The sequence below is a fragment of the Marinobacter antarcticus genome (genome assembly GCF_900142385.1).
GTDB classification, from domain to species: Bacteria; Pseudomonadota; Gammaproteobacteria; order Pseudomonadales; family Oleiphilaceae; genus Marinobacter; species Marinobacter antarcticus.
The window spans coordinates 110148-125433 of record NZ_FRAQ01000001.1; the positions used below are offsets into that span (position 1 = coordinate 110148).

At 57.7% G+C, this 15286-nt stretch carries 14 protein-coding genes; 8 read left to right on the forward strand and 6 right to left on the reverse strand.

Translation table 11 applies throughout. The features are described from left to right. Positions 1-12 precede the first annotated feature (12 nt). The 4 genes from dapF to BUA49_RS00545 all read right to left on the reverse strand — a co-directional run bounded on the left by dapF (position 13) and on the right by BUA49_RS00545 (position 5278). On the reverse strand, positions 13-948 hold the full coding sequence (gene dapF / locus BUA49_RS00530) for a diaminopimelate epimerase (protein WP_175547535.1): 936 nt from the start codon (positions 946-948) through the stop codon (positions 13-15). Beyond that, positions 945-2195, reverse strand: coding sequence for a diaminopimelate decarboxylase (gene lysA / locus BUA49_RS00535; RefSeq protein ID WP_072794861.1), 1251 nt, complete (start codon positions 2193-2195; stop codon positions 945-947). The genes dapF and lysA overlap by 4 nt, the downstream gene beginning before the upstream one ends. Next, positions 2182-2337 (reverse strand): LPS translocon maturation chaperone LptM, encoded by a 156-nt coding sequence (lptM, locus tag BUA49_RS18200; protein ID WP_084063451.1) that lies wholly within the window; start codon positions 2335-2337, stop codon positions 2182-2184. Before lptM ends, lysA begins: the two co-directional genes overlap by 14 nt. Positions 2338-2407: 70 nt before the next feature. After that, entirely contained in the window at positions 2408-5278 is a 2871-nt protein-coding gene (locus BUA49_RS00545) for a class I adenylate cyclase (protein ID WP_072794862.1), read from the reverse strand. 118 nt (positions 5279-5396) lie between these two features. Here BUA49_RS00545 and BUA49_RS17875 point away from each other — a divergent pair, with 118 nt between their 5' ends. Continuing rightward, positions 5397-5858, forward strand: a complete 462-nt coding sequence (locus tag BUA49_RS17875) for a PAS domain-containing protein (protein ID WP_072794863.1) — start codon at positions 5397-5399, stop codon at positions 5856-5858. 207 nt (positions 5859-6065) lie between these two features. After that, on the forward strand, positions 6066-6614 hold the full coding sequence (locus BUA49_RS17880) for an EAL domain-containing protein (RefSeq protein ID WP_072794864.1): 549 nt from the start codon (positions 6066-6068) through the stop codon (positions 6612-6614). 53 nt (positions 6615-6667) lie between these two features. Here BUA49_RS17880 and argH read toward each other — a convergent pair whose 3' ends face one another. After that, positions 6668-8077, reverse strand: a complete 1410-nt coding sequence (argH, locus tag BUA49_RS00560) for an argininosuccinate lyase (RefSeq protein ID WP_072794865.1) — start codon at positions 8075-8077, stop codon at positions 6668-6670. Between the two features lie 173 nt (positions 8078-8250). Here argH and BUA49_RS00565 point away from each other — a divergent pair, with 173 nt between their 5' ends. The 6 genes from BUA49_RS00565 (at position 8251) to BUA49_RS00590 (ending at position 14178) form a co-directional block, all read left to right on the forward strand. Continuing rightward, positions 8251-9219 (forward strand): sensor histidine kinase, encoded by a 969-nt coding sequence (locus BUA49_RS00565; RefSeq protein ID WP_072794866.1) that lies wholly within the window; start codon positions 8251-8253, stop codon positions 9217-9219. After that, on the forward strand, positions 9216-9974 hold the full coding sequence (locus BUA49_RS00570; RefSeq protein WP_072794867.1) for a LytR/AlgR family response regulator transcription factor: 759 nt from the start codon (positions 9216-9218) through the stop codon (positions 9972-9974). The genes BUA49_RS00565 and BUA49_RS00570 overlap by 4 nt, the downstream gene beginning before the upstream one ends. A 131-nt stretch (positions 9975-10105) precedes the next feature. Continuing rightward, complete coding sequence (gene hemC / locus BUA49_RS00575; protein WP_072794868.1) at positions 10106-11047, forward strand: hydroxymethylbilane synthase; 942 nt, start codon at positions 10106-10108, stop codon at positions 11045-11047. Next, a complete protein-coding gene (locus BUA49_RS00580) occupies positions 11028-11840 on the forward strand; it encodes a uroporphyrinogen-III synthase (protein ID WP_072794869.1) in 813 nt (270 codons plus the stop codon). The genes hemC and BUA49_RS00580 overlap by 20 nt, the downstream gene beginning before the upstream one ends. 8 nt (positions 11841-11848) lie before the next feature. Further along, positions 11849-12940, forward strand: coding sequence for a uroporphyrinogen-III C-methyltransferase (locus BUA49_RS00585; RefSeq protein WP_072794870.1), 1092 nt, complete (start codon positions 11849-11851; stop codon positions 12938-12940). Next, a complete protein-coding gene (locus BUA49_RS00590; protein WP_072794871.1) occupies positions 12937-14178 on the forward strand; it encodes a heme biosynthesis HemY N-terminal domain-containing protein in 1242 nt (413 codons plus the stop codon). The genes BUA49_RS00585 and BUA49_RS00590 overlap by 4 nt, the downstream gene beginning before the upstream one ends. A gap of 102 nt (positions 14179-14280) precedes the next feature. Here BUA49_RS00590 and BUA49_RS00595 read toward each other — a convergent pair whose 3' ends face one another. Next, positions 14281-15285, reverse strand: a complete 1005-nt coding sequence (locus tag BUA49_RS00595; RefSeq protein WP_072794872.1) for a 2Fe-2S iron-sulfur cluster-binding protein — start codon at positions 15283-15285, stop codon at positions 14281-14283. Between the last annotated feature and the right edge of the window lies 1 nt (position 15286).

Genomic DNA, 15286 nt, shown 5'->3' on the forward strand with positions numbered 1-15286 from the left:
ATCTCCTGGCTGTCAGATCGGTTGTTTATGTGGGCGGTTAGGCTTTCGGCGCCGGCTACCACCTGAGTCACCAGGCAGTCTCAACTGCCCTTCGAATACGCTTGTTGCGGGCCCCTCCATCATAACAGGCGTCCCTTCACCCTGCCATTCAACGACCAGCCGCCCCCCGCGCAGATCCACCTCTACGCGGTTATCGAGCAAGCCACGCAGACACCCGGCAACCACAGCCGCGCAGGCACCGCTGCCACAAGCCAGAGTTTCGCCTGAGCCGCGCTCATATACCCGCAAGCGCACGTGGCCTCGGCTTACTATCTGCAGAAAGCCGATATTGGCCCGCGACGGGAATCGCGGGTGGCTTTCCAGGCGTGGACCAAGGTCTGCGACCGGCGCTGTGTCCACGTCATCGACCACGATAACGGCGTGGGGGTTACCCATGGAAACCGCACTGAGCTCAACCGTTTCCGCACCCGTTTCCACCGTATACACATTTTTGCGCTGCTCAGCAGCAAAAGGAATGGCCGGCGGATTCAGCTCAGGTACGCCCATATTAACCATCACCATACCGTCTTTGACCACCCGCAGTTCAATCACCCCTGCGGAGGTCTGGACCCGAATGATCTTTTTGTTGGTCAACCGCTGATCACGCACAAATTTTGCGAAACACCGCGCACCATTGCCACACTGTTCAACCTCGGAACCGTCGGCATTGAATATCCGGTAACGGAAATCCACATCCGGCAATCCCGGAGGCTCCACGACCAGCAACTGATCAAAGCCGATACCAAAGTTCCGATCCGCCAGCTCCCGGATCATTTCCGGGCGCAGCCGGAATGGCTGACTAATGGCATCAACCACCATGAAATCGTTACCCAGCCCGTGCATTTTACTGAACCGGAGCAGCGGCCCATGATTTCGGCGATGCTGAGTCACTTCCTGGCCTGCACTCATTCTGGGAGACTGCTTTCTGGCGCAAGCTGATCCTCGAGGGTCTCGCGACGGCGAACAATATGCACCTGCTCTCCATCAACCATCAACTCGGGCGGGCGGTTTCGGGTGTTGTAGTTAGAACTCATAACAAAACCATAGGCGCCCGCAGAGCGCACGGCCAGGAGATCACCAGCCCTGAGCCGGAGCGGCCGGTCTTTACCGAGAAAATCCCCGGTTTCACAGACAGGGCCAACCAGATCCCAAATCTTTTCTTCAACATTCTGATGAGGCTGTACCGGCACAATGGCTTGCCAGGCACTGTAAAGCGCCGGGCGGATCAGATCGTTCATGGCGGCATCGATGATCGCGAAGTTGCGATGTTCGGTGCACTTCAGAAATTCGACCCGGGTAAGCAGTATGCCGGCGTTGGCTGCAATTGAACGGCCTGGCTCGAGTATCAGCTCCAGCTTGCGGTCGCCGATACGCTCATCCAGAGCCCTGACGTATTCTGACGGCTGCGGCGCCTGTTCATCGTTGTAAGTAACGCCCAAGCCCCCTCCCATATCCAGGTGACGGATGTGAATGCCACTCTCCGACAGCGCGTCGACCAACTCCAGGACACGATCGAGCGCATCCAGGAATGGCGAAACCGATGTGAGCTGTGAACCAATATGGCAATCCACGCCTTTGATATCCAGGTTCGGCAGTGTTGCAGCCCGGGCGTAGACCGCCGGTGCTTCTGCGATATCAATACCGAACTTGTTCTCTTTCAGACCCGTGGAAATGTACGGGTGAGTCCCGGCATCGACATCCGGGTTCACACGCAGGGAAACCGGGGCTTTGACGCCCAGCTCACCGGCCACCGCATTGAGCCGGTCCAGCTCGGTGTCGGATTCCACGTTGAAGCAGCGAACACCCACTTCCAGAGCCCGACGCATTTCCCATTCCTGCTTGCCAACACCGGAAAATACCACCTTGCCTGGATCACCACCGGCCCTCAGCACACGCTCCAGTTCACCGGCCGACACAATGTCAAAGCCAGCACCCAGGCGTGCCAGAACATTCAACACCGCCAGATTACTATTGGCTTTGACTGCGTAGCACACAAGATGCTCGCGCGCCTTCAGAGCGTCATCATATGCCTTGTAATGGCGCTCCAGGGTGGCCCGGGAATATACATAAGCCGGCGTACCAAAGCGTTTGGCTATAGCAGAGACAGCGACATCTTCGGCGTAAAGCTCGCCGTCACGGTAGTTAAAATGATCCATTAGGTTCCTGAACGTGTTTCGGAGTCTGGTGTGGCACGGCTGACATCTCCGGATTCTCCCGGTATAAAGGCCCTTTCTGGCCGCAGCCACCAAGTGTCGCCGCCACGACCAGAATAACGATTGGCAGTGTCCACGCGCGCATACTTGCCACCCCTGAGTTTGTAATGACCGAAGTATACCTGACCCGTGGCCAGCACGGCGAGGGGGACGGGCTATCGAAACGCCGCCAGTTCACGGTTCAGGGCATCCTCCAGAGCGGCACGATAATAGAGGTACTGACTGGTCTGTATATCCTGCTGATAAACCCGCGGATCCAGGTCGTGGGGCAGATGCACATCCGTAAGATAAACCGGATAGCGCTCTCCGCTCTGGCGCAGTGAATGAATATAGTGAGCAAAGGCCGGGATCAGCTGATCACCGTATTGCAGCACCGTGAACTCCTGCTCACCACAGTAAAGATCAAAGCGAACCCGGTTTTCACCTTCCTGAACACCCACGGCTTGCACCTCAAGCCCCGGCAAAGCAACTCCGGAATCCAGTTGCGGACGGTATTCCGGGCGCCAGAGCCCATTACTGGCAACCACTTCGTAACACCGCACACCGGCCAGCGCCACAGGCACCTCGCTGAAGCGCAAGGTGCGCCGCTCTACCAGATTTTCCAGAAAGCGCAGCAGAGGTGCCAGAAGATAACGGCGGTGGGGAACCGTCTGCTCCCAACCGAACAATGAGCCGCGCTCGTCAATCACCCAGATCTGCGCCCGCTCGCCACGAAGAGTATAAAACACCTGAATACTGTCCGGCTCACTGGCCTGGCAGGCCGCCCGCAACGCGGGCTCGTCCAGAAGTGCGTGGCGGTCAAATATGATGGGCAGATATACATCCCGAGGCTGGGCCAGACACTCCATGAGAGCATCCCGACTTTCCAGAGCAATGAATCCCGGCTCGGTACCGCTGAACTCCAGCAGAAAATACCGGCGGTCCATTTCGATAACATAACGCAACGGATGCGGGCCAGCCCCCCCGGCAAAGAACTGACGCAATACATCGGCAAACAGCTCCTGCACCCGCCGCGCGATAGCACTGCCATGACCACGCTTGTGGCTGTGTACCTCAATGCCGGGAACTGCGCGGGGATCGAGAGCAACCGATGCAAGTACGTTTTTGAGGCACTGAATCAGAGTATCACCGGAGGCGTAGTGCTGAAGGCTGACCTCGTGCCAACTATTAAGCGTGACCTGATCAATGGTAACAACCAGATTCTCTCGCCCACCGCTGAAGCCCAGTGAATCATGCCAGGCACTAAGTTTGTGCAGCCCGCGTTCTGTAAGATGGGCCTGCGGATCAACGCCCACATTGACCAGAAGCAAGTTACGCAGGGGGCGAACGCCGCGAGCCAGAGCTTCCCGCTCAGCAGGCCCCAAAGGAAATGGCACAAAACCCAAAAGCGCATTCAGCATTTCCCGCAATTCACTGACGGAGGCGACGCCCTGCCCGGAGCGGACGTTGAGACGAGTGGAACGGGTCAGCAAACCGTTGCAATAACACCAGGCCACCAATTCAGCGAGATTTCCGGAGCGCCGGAGAACGGGCTGCCAGAAAGCATCTGAAGGGTTTTCCAGATCACGGTACAGTAGCCAGCCGCTTCCTTTCCCGCCCTCTTCGGACTGGTGATGAAAAGCCAGGTTTTCCTCTGCCAGCGAGGGTGCCAGCCCCGGGTTAATCTGTTCAATCTTACCGGCCTTACGCTGGAATGCTGCGTAGAGCTTGCGGCCGAGCAGGTTAATGTCATTGGCGCTGATCGCTGACTGCTCGCCCTGATCCCGGGCCATTTTCGAGAGCAGCCGGTAGCTGTGAGTCAGTTCAGACACCACCACGCGGCGCAGGGAAGAAACCTCCTCTGCCCGCCAGAGCTGACGATCATCCAGCGCTTCAATCTGCTTCTCCTGCCAACCCCAGCCAGCCACAAGCTCCCTCAGCAGCCGGGCCCTCCAGGGCTCTGCGCCCTGCTCGCCCGCGGCTCCGGTGCGGGTCAGCGGCAGCCCCGCTTTGATGTACAAACTGCGACGTACCAGATCAAGCCTTGCCCCGGCTTCAGCCCCCGTCAGCCACTGCTCCAGCCGCTGGTACAGCATTACATACGGGTCCAGAAAATCCACATCTGTGATGCCACTGAATACCGCCTGCTTGAAAACCCGAGACAAAACCGGCTGCTCCTGCGTCTGCGCGTAACATTCGATAAGCAACAGCTTCAGGATAGATTTCCAGGGCGCATCAATACCCTTGTAGAGCTGCCACACACCCGCGCCGAGAAATTCGTTGGCCGGTATGCCCGGTACCGCGCCAAAATCGATGTATTCGTCGCCGCGGATAAAACGGTAATCCACCAGCTTGTTTACACATTCCCGATAACGGCCTTCCTGCTCTGAGGGAATAAGCCACCACAGCGGATAGCACCCACCAAGGTGGATCCCGGTGCGATAAAACTCATCCAGCAGCAGGTAGTGCTGGGCGCTGCCGCAGTTTTCACCGCTCACCTCTGCACGCTGCCGGCCCTCACGCCAGTCGGCGGCAGAGAACACGAATACATGCAGTTCGATGCCAAAAGAAGATGCCCACTCCGTCAGCTTCTCTGCCTTGCGCTCCAGGCATCGGATACCCGGTTCCTGAAGGTCGTCCCGGTGACACAGCCAGACATCCAGGTCACTGGCGACAGAGTGCCCCAATGTGCCGGGGCTACCCATCAGAAACAGCCCTTCCAGATCGGCCCGGCGCCTGCCTTCGTCCCGAATGCTGAAGGTACGGGTCAGACGCCGTGCAGCACTCACAGTTGCTGAATCCGGCCGATAATGGTTTAGGCCATAGGGACAATCGACATCCAGATAGCCGGGTAAAGCCGGATGGTTGGCGTGAAACACCAGCGGCAGAATTTCCAGTACTACCTGTTGCCGGTAGGTAAGCGAGGAGCGCGCTCGCTGCCAGCGCTGGCGATTAACCACGAGAAACCTGTCCCGCAGACGGCGCAGGGTTTTGCGGTCAATGCCCTCATCAAAATCCAGGGCGATCGGTGGGGCATGAGCGGTCAAGGCAGCTCCGGGAGAGAGGTTATTTCCGGTTTATTTATCAGCATGATGAGTTCATCGTGGCAAAACCATCAGAAAAATAATAGCGAATTACGCTCCAGAAAACCCAAGGTCGTACCCAGTGAAAGAGTTTGTCATACAACGTTATCGTGCCGATGCACCCGCCGGTAACGGTCGCCAGACCCTGTTGCGTATTGACGATGAAGGCAAGGTGCTGTTCGCCGACAATAACGCCGAAGCCATACTCGGATACGATGCCAGCGAGCTGGAAGGCATTATGGTACAACGAGTTCTGGCATCAAGGGAGGATGACCCTTTCGCACCAGTAAACCGGCATCGTATCGAGAGCGGCCAGGATGCACTGGTCACTTTCCGCCACAAAGAAGGTTTTTTCTACACCGCAAGCATTTCAATGCGCGTCAGCATGCGCGATTCAGATGAAGCCGCTAGCGCCCGGATCACCCAACAGGATAATTCCACCATAGATCCACGCCTGCTTCGCTTTGCAGAGAGAGCCGCAGGCTTCGGAATATGGGAACTGGATATAGCCAGCAACCAGATTACCTGGACAGAGGGGCTGTAGCGGTTACTTGAACTACAACCATGCACTGACATTACGCCCGAGCAGGCCCTGTTTTACTGTCAGAATGGCCAGGGGCGCATTCGGGCCCTGTTCCGCAGATGCGCTCGCACCGGAGCACCTTTCACGATTGAACTGGATATTCTTACGGCGCAACAGCAACAGATCCGCGTCACCCTGAACGGCCGCTCCCTTAAAACAGGCGGCCGAGTGCTCATCGAGAACGGCACACAACCTGCGGCCCGGAGAATCGCAGACGATACCCTGAGCCTTATCCGCAACTTTGTTTTGGAGTGGCAGGGACGTCAACTGCAAACCACAGACAGTGGTGGCCTGCTGATTATGGGCAAAGATACGTCTGCGGATCCCGAGCAGCTTCTGGGCCAGGCTGCAGATCTTTGTCACGACGCAAAAACATCCGGGCGCAACCGGGTTCATACCGCCCACGCTTCTCGCCCTGAAGCAGATGACCACGACAGTAATGAATACGTTGGCCAGATCCGCAAAGCTCTGGATAACCAGGCCCTGATACTCGAATTCCAGGCGCTAAAGCCGGTTGCCAGTGTCACTTGGGGTGATTACATCGAGATTCTCTGCCGGGTTCCCGGTGACGGAAACCATGAGCTATGGTTACAGCCGGATCAGTTTCTGCCGGTCGCAGAGCGGTTTGATCTGACCAAACGGCTGGACCGGCAGGTGATACTGCAAACTCTCACCTGGGTGGCCGTAGACCTCTCCACCGGACGGATTGGCGGTTAGGCCCCAGGGGTTGGGATAAAGAGCTCAGGGGTAAAGAGCTTGAGGTAAAGGGATCAACCCAGCAGCTTACGCGCACGGGCCACTGCCGCCCGTACCTGAGCAGGTGCGGTGCCACCAAGGTGGTCACGGGCCTGAACCGAGCCCTCCAGTGTAAGCACGTCAAACACATCATCGCCGATGGTATCGGAGAAGCGCGCCAGCTCTTCCAGCGTCATATCAGAAAGGTCTCGCTCTTCCGCCACACCGAAAGCTACCGCTTTACCCACAACTTCATGGGCATCCCGGAAAGGCATGCCTTTCTTGACCAGATAATCCGCCAGGTCGGTCGCTGTAGAGAAACCGCGCTTGGCGGCCACGCGCATGTTATCGGCTTTGGCACGAATAGCCGGAACCATATCGGCGTAGGCTTTCAGGCACCCTTTGATGGTATCAACCGTATCGAACAGCGGCTCTTTGTCTTCCTGATTATCCTTGTTATACGCCAGTGGCTGGCTTTTCATCAGTGTGAGCAAGCACATCAGGTGGCCAGTCACCCGGCCGGTTTTGCCCCGGACAAGCTCAGGCACATCGGGGTTCTTTTTCTGGGGCATGATTGAAGAACCGGTGCAGAAACGGTCCGGCAGATCAATAAAATCAAACTGCGCTGAAGTCCACAGCACCAGCTCTTCGCTGAAGCGGGACATGTGCGTCATCAGCAAAGCCGCAAAGCTGCAAAATTCAATGGCAAAGTCCCGGTCGCTGACGGAATCCAGGGAGTTTTCTGAGGGGCGGTCAAAACCCAGCAGTCTGGCAGTCATGGCCCGATCGATCGGATAGGTGGTGCCGGCCAGAGCAGCAGCTCCCAGAGGCATTACGTTCACCCGTTTGCGGCAATCCTGCAGGCGCTCGCCATCACGAACCAGCATTTCATACCAGGCCAGAAGGTGGTGCCCGAAAGTGACCGGCTGCGCCGTCTGGAGATGGGTAAAACCAGGCATAATGGTATCAGCTTCACGCTCGGCCAGATCCAACAGGCCGGCTTGCAGGCGCCGGAGCTCCTCAGCAATCACATCAATTTCATCCCGCAGGTACAGGCGGATATCCGTGGCCACCTGGTCGTTACGGCTACGGCCGGTATGCAGCTTCTTGCCAGTGATGCCAATGCGATTGGTCAACTGAGCTTCTATGTTCATGTGTACGTCTTCAAGACTCACAGACCACTCAAAGCGCCCCGCCTCAATATCTTCCTTCACCCCGTTCAGGCCATCGATAATGCTGTCACGCTCTTCCGTTGTCAGCACACCAACCTCGGCGAGCATGGTCGCGTGGGCGATGGAGCCGGTGATATCGTGGTGATACAGGCGCTGATCAAACCCTACGGATGCAGTGAAGCGTTCCACAAAAGCATCTGTGGGTTCGCTAAAGCGTCCGCCCCAGGGTTTTTCGGAGGTTGTGGCCTGGTCAGGTTTTTTCTGATCCGTCATGGTCTATCTTTCCTGCTGGCAGCCCGGCATTATCTGGCGGGAACTGGATACATTGAAGGTAGCGGGAGTATAGCATTCTGACCCGTACAAAAGAGACTCCCCTGCACGGGGACAAAGCGGTCATCACACAGGAGTTCTTCGTACCGGATCTTTGCCGGGTGCGGTCCGTATTCATGCTGCTGATCACCAGCGAACTGCTGGTGCTGGTGCTGGCTATTGTCCAGGCCAGCGACGGCTGGATTGACTGGAATTATTTCGCGCTACTGTCGTTGTTCGTACAATGGACCACTCTCACCAGTGCTGCGCTGATCTGCCTGCTTCGCCAAAGACTGGCGAGAATATCGGTGCCCCGTGCCACCCTTGCGATCGCAGCTATCGTGCTGCTGGACGTGCTCGCGTTCAGCCTGTTTGCCGACAATGTTCTACACCCGCAATCGGGCATCATTGACTGGCAGGCCATTGCCAAAAAGCTGCTACTGGCGCTGCTGATTGTGCTGATGGTATTGCGCTATTTTTATCTGCAGCACCAGTGGCAGCAACAACGGGAAGCAGAAATGCAGGCTCACCTGGCAGCGCTGCAGGCACGCATACAGCCGCACTTCCTGTTTAACAGCATGAATACCATCGCCAGCCTCATTGCCTCTGATCCCGAGCAGGCCGAAGAAGCCGTTCTCGATCTTTCCGAGCTCTTTCGCGCCAGCCTGCGAACCGGCGACCAGCTCATCCCGCTGTCAAAGGAGCTGGATTTGTGCCAGCGCTATCTCGCCATTGAATCCCTGCGCCTTGGTCCGCGCCTGAAACTGGAATGGCATATTGCCGATGGACTGGACCGCCAGGCCATACCACCGCTAACCCTGCAGCCGCTGGTAGAAAACGCGGTTTATCATGGCATACAGCCCCGCCCGGAGGGTGGTACCGTGCGCATCGAGGCGGAAGCACGCGGTAATTTTGTGTACCTGCTTGTGCAAAACCCCAAACCGGAAGGCAACGGGAGTCTGCACAGCGGCAACCGCATGGCCCTGAGCAACATACAAGCACGACTGCAGGCACTGTTCGGAGAGCCTGCAGTTCTGAAACACAGCCATCAGGGCGACGTTTACACGGTGACCTTGAGACTGCCAAAAACCACACAACAACCATGACAAAACAGAAAATTCTGATAGCCGACGACGAGCCTCTGGCCCGGGAACGCCTCCGGCGGCTAGCTGAGGGCTTGCCGGAATACGAGGTTTGCGGCGAAGCCGGTGATGGCGACTCAGCCCTTGCCCAGGTTGCCGAACTGCAACCGGACATTCTGCTGCTGGACATACGTATGCCAGGCCTTGACGGCATGGAGGTCGCCGCACGTCTGAGCAAACTCAGCAGCCCTCCGGCCATCATTTTTTGCACCGCATACGACAGTTATGCGATTCAGGCTTTTGATGTGCAGGCCATCGCTTACCTGCTCAAGCCTGTCCGAAAACAGGCGTTGGCAGAAGCTCTGGCACGAGCCGGGCGGATTAACCGGGTACAACTGCAGGCGTTTTCCAGCAACAACGCCAGCAACAGCACAGGGGGGGATGCAACAGAAAACGAGCAACTGGCGGTTCGCACCCATCGAGGTACCGAGCTGATAGATATAGCCGGGATCCGCTATTGTCAGGCGGATCAGAAATACGTGACCATTCACCATTCCCGTGGTGAGGCGGTTTCCGATTACACACTGAAAGAACTGGAAAATAGCTATCCGCGCCAGTTACTCCGGATTCACCGCAACACGTTGGTAGGTGTGCGCTTTATTCAGGCTTTGAAACGCACCCCAGAGGGCCACAACCTAGTATTGCTCAGGGACGATCTCGGCGAGCTCCAGGTAAGCCGCCGGCACGCCAGCAACGTGCGCCAGTGGCTGCAGGGATAGCAAGCCCGGATGAACGTGATTACTGCAAAAAACTGTGCTGTGAAGGGCTGTGTGAAGCGGCTACCCACGGGACTTTTACGTCGCCACAAGGTAACCTTGGCGAACATTTTTCAGAACCGACAGTGAGCACCATGTCCAAACGAACCCTTCGTGTCGCAACCCGAAGCAGCGCCCTCGCGCTATGGCAGGCAGAATTCATCAAGGCCGAACTGGAGCGGCTCCACGACAACGTGATTGTAGAGCTGGTCAAGATCAAAACCCAAGGGGACAAGATCCTCGATGTTCCTCTGGCCAAAATCGGCGGCAAAGGCCTGTTTGTAAAAGAGCTGGAAGAAGCCATGCTCGATGGCCGTGCGGATCTTGCAGTGCATTCCATGAAAGACGTGCCCATGGCCTTTCCCGAAGGACTGGGGCTGGTTGCTATCTGTGAGCGGGAAGACCCGACAGATGCATTTGTCAGCAACCATTACGACAACGTGGATGCTCTGCCCGAAGGTTCGGTGGTGGGCACTGCCAGCCTGCGCCGGGAATCACAGCTTCGCGCCTACCGGCCAGATCTGAAAATCCGGGTTCTGCGGGGCAACGTGAACACCCGCCTGGCTAAGCTCGATGCCGGTGATTACGATGCCATCGTACTGGCAAGCTCTGGCCTCAAGCGCCTGGGCTTTCACGACCGCATCCGTTACTCCATGCCAGACACTGTGTCCCTGCCAGCCGTTGGCCAGGGCGCTCTTGGCATTGAGTGCCGGCTCAGTGATAACGAACTGCGCGCCATGCTGGAACCGCTGAACCACACGGACACTGCTGACCGCGTCAAAGCAGAGCGTGCCCTGAACCGTCGCCTTGAAGGTGGCTGCCAGGTGCCTATCGCGGCCTACGCACTGCTGGAAGACGACGACACCCTGTGGTTACGCGGGCTGGTTGGCGCCGTTGATGGAACCCTGATCCTTCGCGTCGAAGGCCGGGCACCCCGGGCTGAAGGCGAGCGCCTGGGCCGTGAACTGGCAGAGGACCTTCTGGCGCTGGGCGCAGACAAAGTGTTGGCTGAAATTTATGGCCACACTCCGCACTGACCCAACCTGTCTGGCCGGCCGGCGCGTTCTGATTTGCCGGCCGGAACCGGAAGCGTCAAGGCTGGCCCGGCAGTTTCAGGCTGCCGGCGCAGAGACGCACGTGTTTCCGCTGGTAGAAAGAGAGCCTCTGCCGGAGACCCCGGAGCGGCGCACCACTATTCTCAGCCTCGATGAATTCTCCCATGTTATTGCCGTCAGCCCCTATGCAGCCCGTCTGTTACTGGAAGAGCTGGACACCTGGTGGCCCCAGCTTCCCGCCGGTCTGAACTGGTATGGCGTCGGCGCCGGCACAGCCAAAGCACTGGCAGAGTACGGCCTGAGGCCGCGCAAGCCCGAAGAGGGCTGGACCAGTGAAGCGTTACTGAAACTGCCGTCTCTGGCACATTTCAATGGAGAGCGAGTGCTGGTGGCCCGTGGCGAGGAAGGGCGGGAGCTGACACTGAGAACGCTGGAGGCACGCGGCGCAAGAGTTACAGCAATGCCCCTGTACCGCAGATTCTGCCCGGACTACACCGCAGCACAGGTCAGCCGAGCTCTGGATCAGTTTGCGCCGGATGCCGTTATTGCGCTCTCCGGAGAAACCCTGAACAATCTCATCGCACTAAGTGCGAATTGCAGCCATAATCTATACGATAGACCCGTCATTGTGCCCGCCCGGCGTATTGCAGACCAGGCTCGCGCTGCGGGATTCAATGCTCCGTGTATACCAGGAAGCCTTGCCGATAATGACATCGTGGCCGCCGTCGCAGAACAACTGGCAGGCCGGGACGGTGGCTCCGGAAAAGCCAAGTAAGGACGCCCGTGACTGAGACAACAAAACAATTACCCGCCCCGATTGCTAAAGAGCAACCCACCCGACAGAAAGTCTGGCCGGTCTGGGTTATCGCCATCATTGCACTGATCAGTGTTGCCGCGCTGGCGGTCTGGAACTGGCAGCAATGGAACGGCCATCAGGCTACGATGCAGACACTGAATAGCCTGCAGCAGGATACCGCTCAGCTTGAGAGTCTTTATGGCGACCGCGGTAGCCAGCAAGGCCAGCGTTTGCAATCCCTCGAAGACAAGCTGACGTCCCAGCGGGAGCTGATTGCTACCCAGCAGAGGCAGATTGATCACAACGCCCGCGAACTGCTGGAAGCCGGAAATCGTACCCGCACCGACTGGCTTCTGGCGGAGGCCGAGTATCTGCTCCGCATTGCCAACCAGCGGCTGCTGATCGAAAAAGATATTCGCGGCGCTCTTTCTGCTCTCGAAAGCGCCGACGAAGTACTGACGGAGTCTGACGATATTGGTGTGTACCCGGTACGCCAGCAGCTGGCACGGGAAGTCCTGGCGCTCAAAGGCATCACCAGTGTCGACAGAACGGGGCTCTACCTCACCCTTGAAGCCGCCATCGACAGCGTTCACCAGCTCACCGATCAGGCGCTTATCAACGAACAGGCACCAGGATTTGTCACCGGCTCACAGGCTGAAGACGGCCCTGAAGCCGGCGGTGAGCCGGGCATTCTGATCAGAGCCTGGCAGAAATTCAAATTCACACTGATGCAGGTTGTTGTGGTGCGCCGCCTGGATGAATCGGTTAAACCGCTGCTGTCACCGGATCAAAGCGCCTATGCGCGGCTGAACCTGCAACTGATGCTGGAAGAAGCTGAAATGGCCGTACTCAGGGGCAACCAGCCACTCTATGAGCGCGCGCTTACCAAAGCGCAAGCGGCCGTTGATGACTGGTACGACGCGAGTAATCCACAAGTAAGCGCGCTGGGCAGTACTCTTGCAGAGCTGTCGACACGTAACGTCGCCCCGGAGCTGCCAGACATCAGCAAATCCCTGGACCTGCTCAAAGAACGACTCGCAGGCCGGCTCAACAAAGGCAACGGAGGCGGTGATTCATGATTCGCCTGCTTCTGATCGTTCTGTTTGCCCTGTTAATCGGTACCGGGCTCTCGCTCGGGCTGCAGTACGACCTGGGTTACATCCGCATCAGCCTGGGCAACTACCTGATCGAAACCAACTTCTGGGTGGGCCTTGCCCTGCTCATTGCCGTGGTTGCGTTGATTGTGGTGTCCATCAGTCTGTTACGCCGCATGCGACAAAGTACCGGGCTGGTCGCCAGCTGGGTTTCCCGCGGCAAGGAACGCCGGGCGCGGCGCCGCACCACTCAGGGCCTACTGGCGCTTGCGGAAGGCAACTGGCCAAGGGCACGCAAGATGCTGACCTCGGCTGCCAGCAACGCAGACACACCACTTATTAACTATCTTGCAGCAGCCCAGGCCGCCTTTGAATGCGGCGACCACGAAGCCGTGGACGAATTGTTGCGCAAGGCATTTGAAAGTACGCCAGGCTCGGATATGGCCGTAGGCATTACCCAAGCGCAACTGCAGCTTGCCGGCAACCGGCTGGAACAGGCTCTGGCGACGCTGGTACGTCTGCGCAAGCAGTCTCCGCATCACCCTTTTGTGCTCAAGTTGCTGAAAAACACTTATCTTCGTCTTGAAGACTGGCGTGAACTGTCAAAGTTGCTGCCAGAGCTGCGCAAGCGCAGTGTCCTTCCGGAATCCGAGTTGGGTGAACTGGAACGCCAGGCATGGCACAACCTGCTGGAACGCGCTGCGGAAGACTGCCGGCGCCAGCAACAGCAGGATCCGAATGTATCACTGGAACCTCTCACCCGACTTTGGGATGAGCTGCCAGGCTTTCTGCGCCGGGACGAGAAAACCATCGGTGACTATGCTCGTCTGCTGGCGGATCTTGGCGATGAAGCACAGACGGAAACCCTGCTACGCAAGGTTCTGCATAACCACTGGAGCGACGGTCTGGTCAATCTTTATGGCCGGATAGAAGGGCGCAAACCGGACGAGCAGCTGCTCGCAGCCGAACAGTGGTTAAAAGACCGGCCCAACAATGCCGAGCTGCTGCTGGCACTTGGCCGGCTGAGCCTGCGCAATGAGCTATGGGGCAAAGCCCGGGAGTACTTCGAGACCAGTTTGAAGTTACGCCGTAGCCGGGAAGCTCTGGCAGAACTGAGCCGCTTGAGCGCTCATATGGGTGATGAAGAAGTGAGCATCAAGCTTATGATGCAAGGGCTGGCAAAAGATAACGGGCTTCCGCAACTGCCCATGCCCAAAGCCTGATTGCCGGCTGTCTGCCCTGGCTCTTGCCTCCGGGCCCTCTGCAGAAAGAACCAGGCCTACCGATAAAGGCGTCAGAACGAGCATTCTGACGCCTTTATCGTTTTAATTCCGGGGCGCATACTCCAGCACGTCGGAAAAGAACGCTTCAGACGGCAGCCCGGCTTCCACCAAGGCATCCATCAGCGTATAAACCATCGCCGGAGAGCCGCTAGCGTGTACTTCCAAATTATTCCAGTCCATGCCGGAGGCGAGCACCGCACGCACTAGCTGATCATGATGTCCGCTCCAGTCGTTGTCCTCATCATCACCGACCACCGGCTGAAATGTGAACACTGACCAGTCCTCCTCCCACTGGCGGGCCATGGACCTGAGATACATGTCCTCATGGCGCCGCACGCCCCAGAACAGTTTGACCGGCTGGGCAAAAGACGTACCGCGCAAATAATCCACCAGGCTTTTCATCTGCGCAAAGCCGGTACCAGCTGCAACCAGCAACAATGGTTTTTCCGGTGTGCTGGCAAGGCAAGCTTTGCCATGGGGCAGCTCCAGGTTGACTGTTTCACCGGAGGTCAGCGCATCAATAACTTTTTGCGCTGACACCCATTCCGGAGAGGCCTGGACATGCAGTTCAATGTGCTGCTCTGACGGGCTGCTGGCAATGGAAAAGTAGCAGGGTTCGGCATCCGGCAGATTGACCGACAGATACTGGCCCGCATGAAAAGACAGCTCCCGCCGCCGTGGCAACTGAAGCTCCACCCGATACACATCGTGGTTGATAGAGCGCACATCCACGACATTGGCCTGAAACTTTCGGGGCTGGTTCTTTCCTGCTGCCATAACGGCACTTATCTCCAGTTCAAGATGGTCGAGCGCTGCGGTTCTGCACATCATCAGCCGCGCGCCGACCGGAATCGTCTGTTGGTTTCGGGTGTTCAGAGCGGAGCCGCTAATCAGTCGCGCCTCGCAGAGCTCGCACACGCCATTTTTGCAAGCGAACGGAACGGCAACACCTGCACTTGCCGCAGCACTCAGTAAATCTGCGGCGGCGTCTGCCGTGTAGCGAATTCGAGAAGGCTCAAGACCTACTCTCCATTGCCCGCTGCCCATA

What these genes read in the sequence shown, in the direction of transcription:
- hemC (WP_072794868.1), top strand. Translation starts at nt 10,106, where the DNA reads ATGTCCAAACGAACCCTTCGTGTCGCAACCCGAAGCAGCGCCCTCGCG.
- BUA49_RS00580 (WP_072794869.1), top strand. Translation starts at nt 11,028, where the DNA reads ATGGCCACACTCCGCACTGACCCAACCTGTCTGGCCGGCCGGCGCGTT.
- BUA49_RS00595 (WP_072794872.1), bottom strand. Translation starts at nt 15,285, where the DNA reads ATGGGCAGCGGGCAATGGAGAGTAGGTCTTGAGCCTTCTCGAATTCGC.
- BUA49_RS00570 (WP_072794867.1), top strand. Translation starts at nt 9,216, where the DNA reads ATGACAAAACAGAAAATTCTGATAGCCGACGACGAGCCTCTGGCCCGG.
- BUA49_RS00590 (WP_072794871.1), top strand. Translation starts at nt 12,937, where the DNA reads ATGATTCGCCTGCTTCTGATCGTTCTGTTTGCCCTGTTAATCGGTACC.
- dapF (WP_175547535.1), bottom strand. Translation starts at nt 948, where the DNA reads ATGAGTGCAGGCCAGGAAGTGACTCAGCATCGCCGAAATCATGGGCCG.
- lptM (WP_084063451.1), bottom strand. Translation starts at nt 2,337, where the DNA reads ATGCGCGCGTGGACACTGCCAATCGTTATTCTGGTCGTGGCGGCGACA.
- BUA49_RS00565 (WP_072794866.1), top strand. Translation starts at nt 8,251, where the DNA reads ATGCTGCTGATCACCAGCGAACTGCTGGTGCTGGTGCTGGCTATTGTC.
- argH (WP_072794865.1), bottom strand. Translation starts at nt 8,077, where the DNA reads ATGACGGATCAGAAAAAACCTGACCAGGCCACAACCTCCGAAAAACCC.
- lysA (WP_072794861.1), bottom strand. Translation starts at nt 2,195, where the DNA reads ATGGATCATTTTAACTACCGTGACGGCGAGCTTTACGCCGAAGATGTC.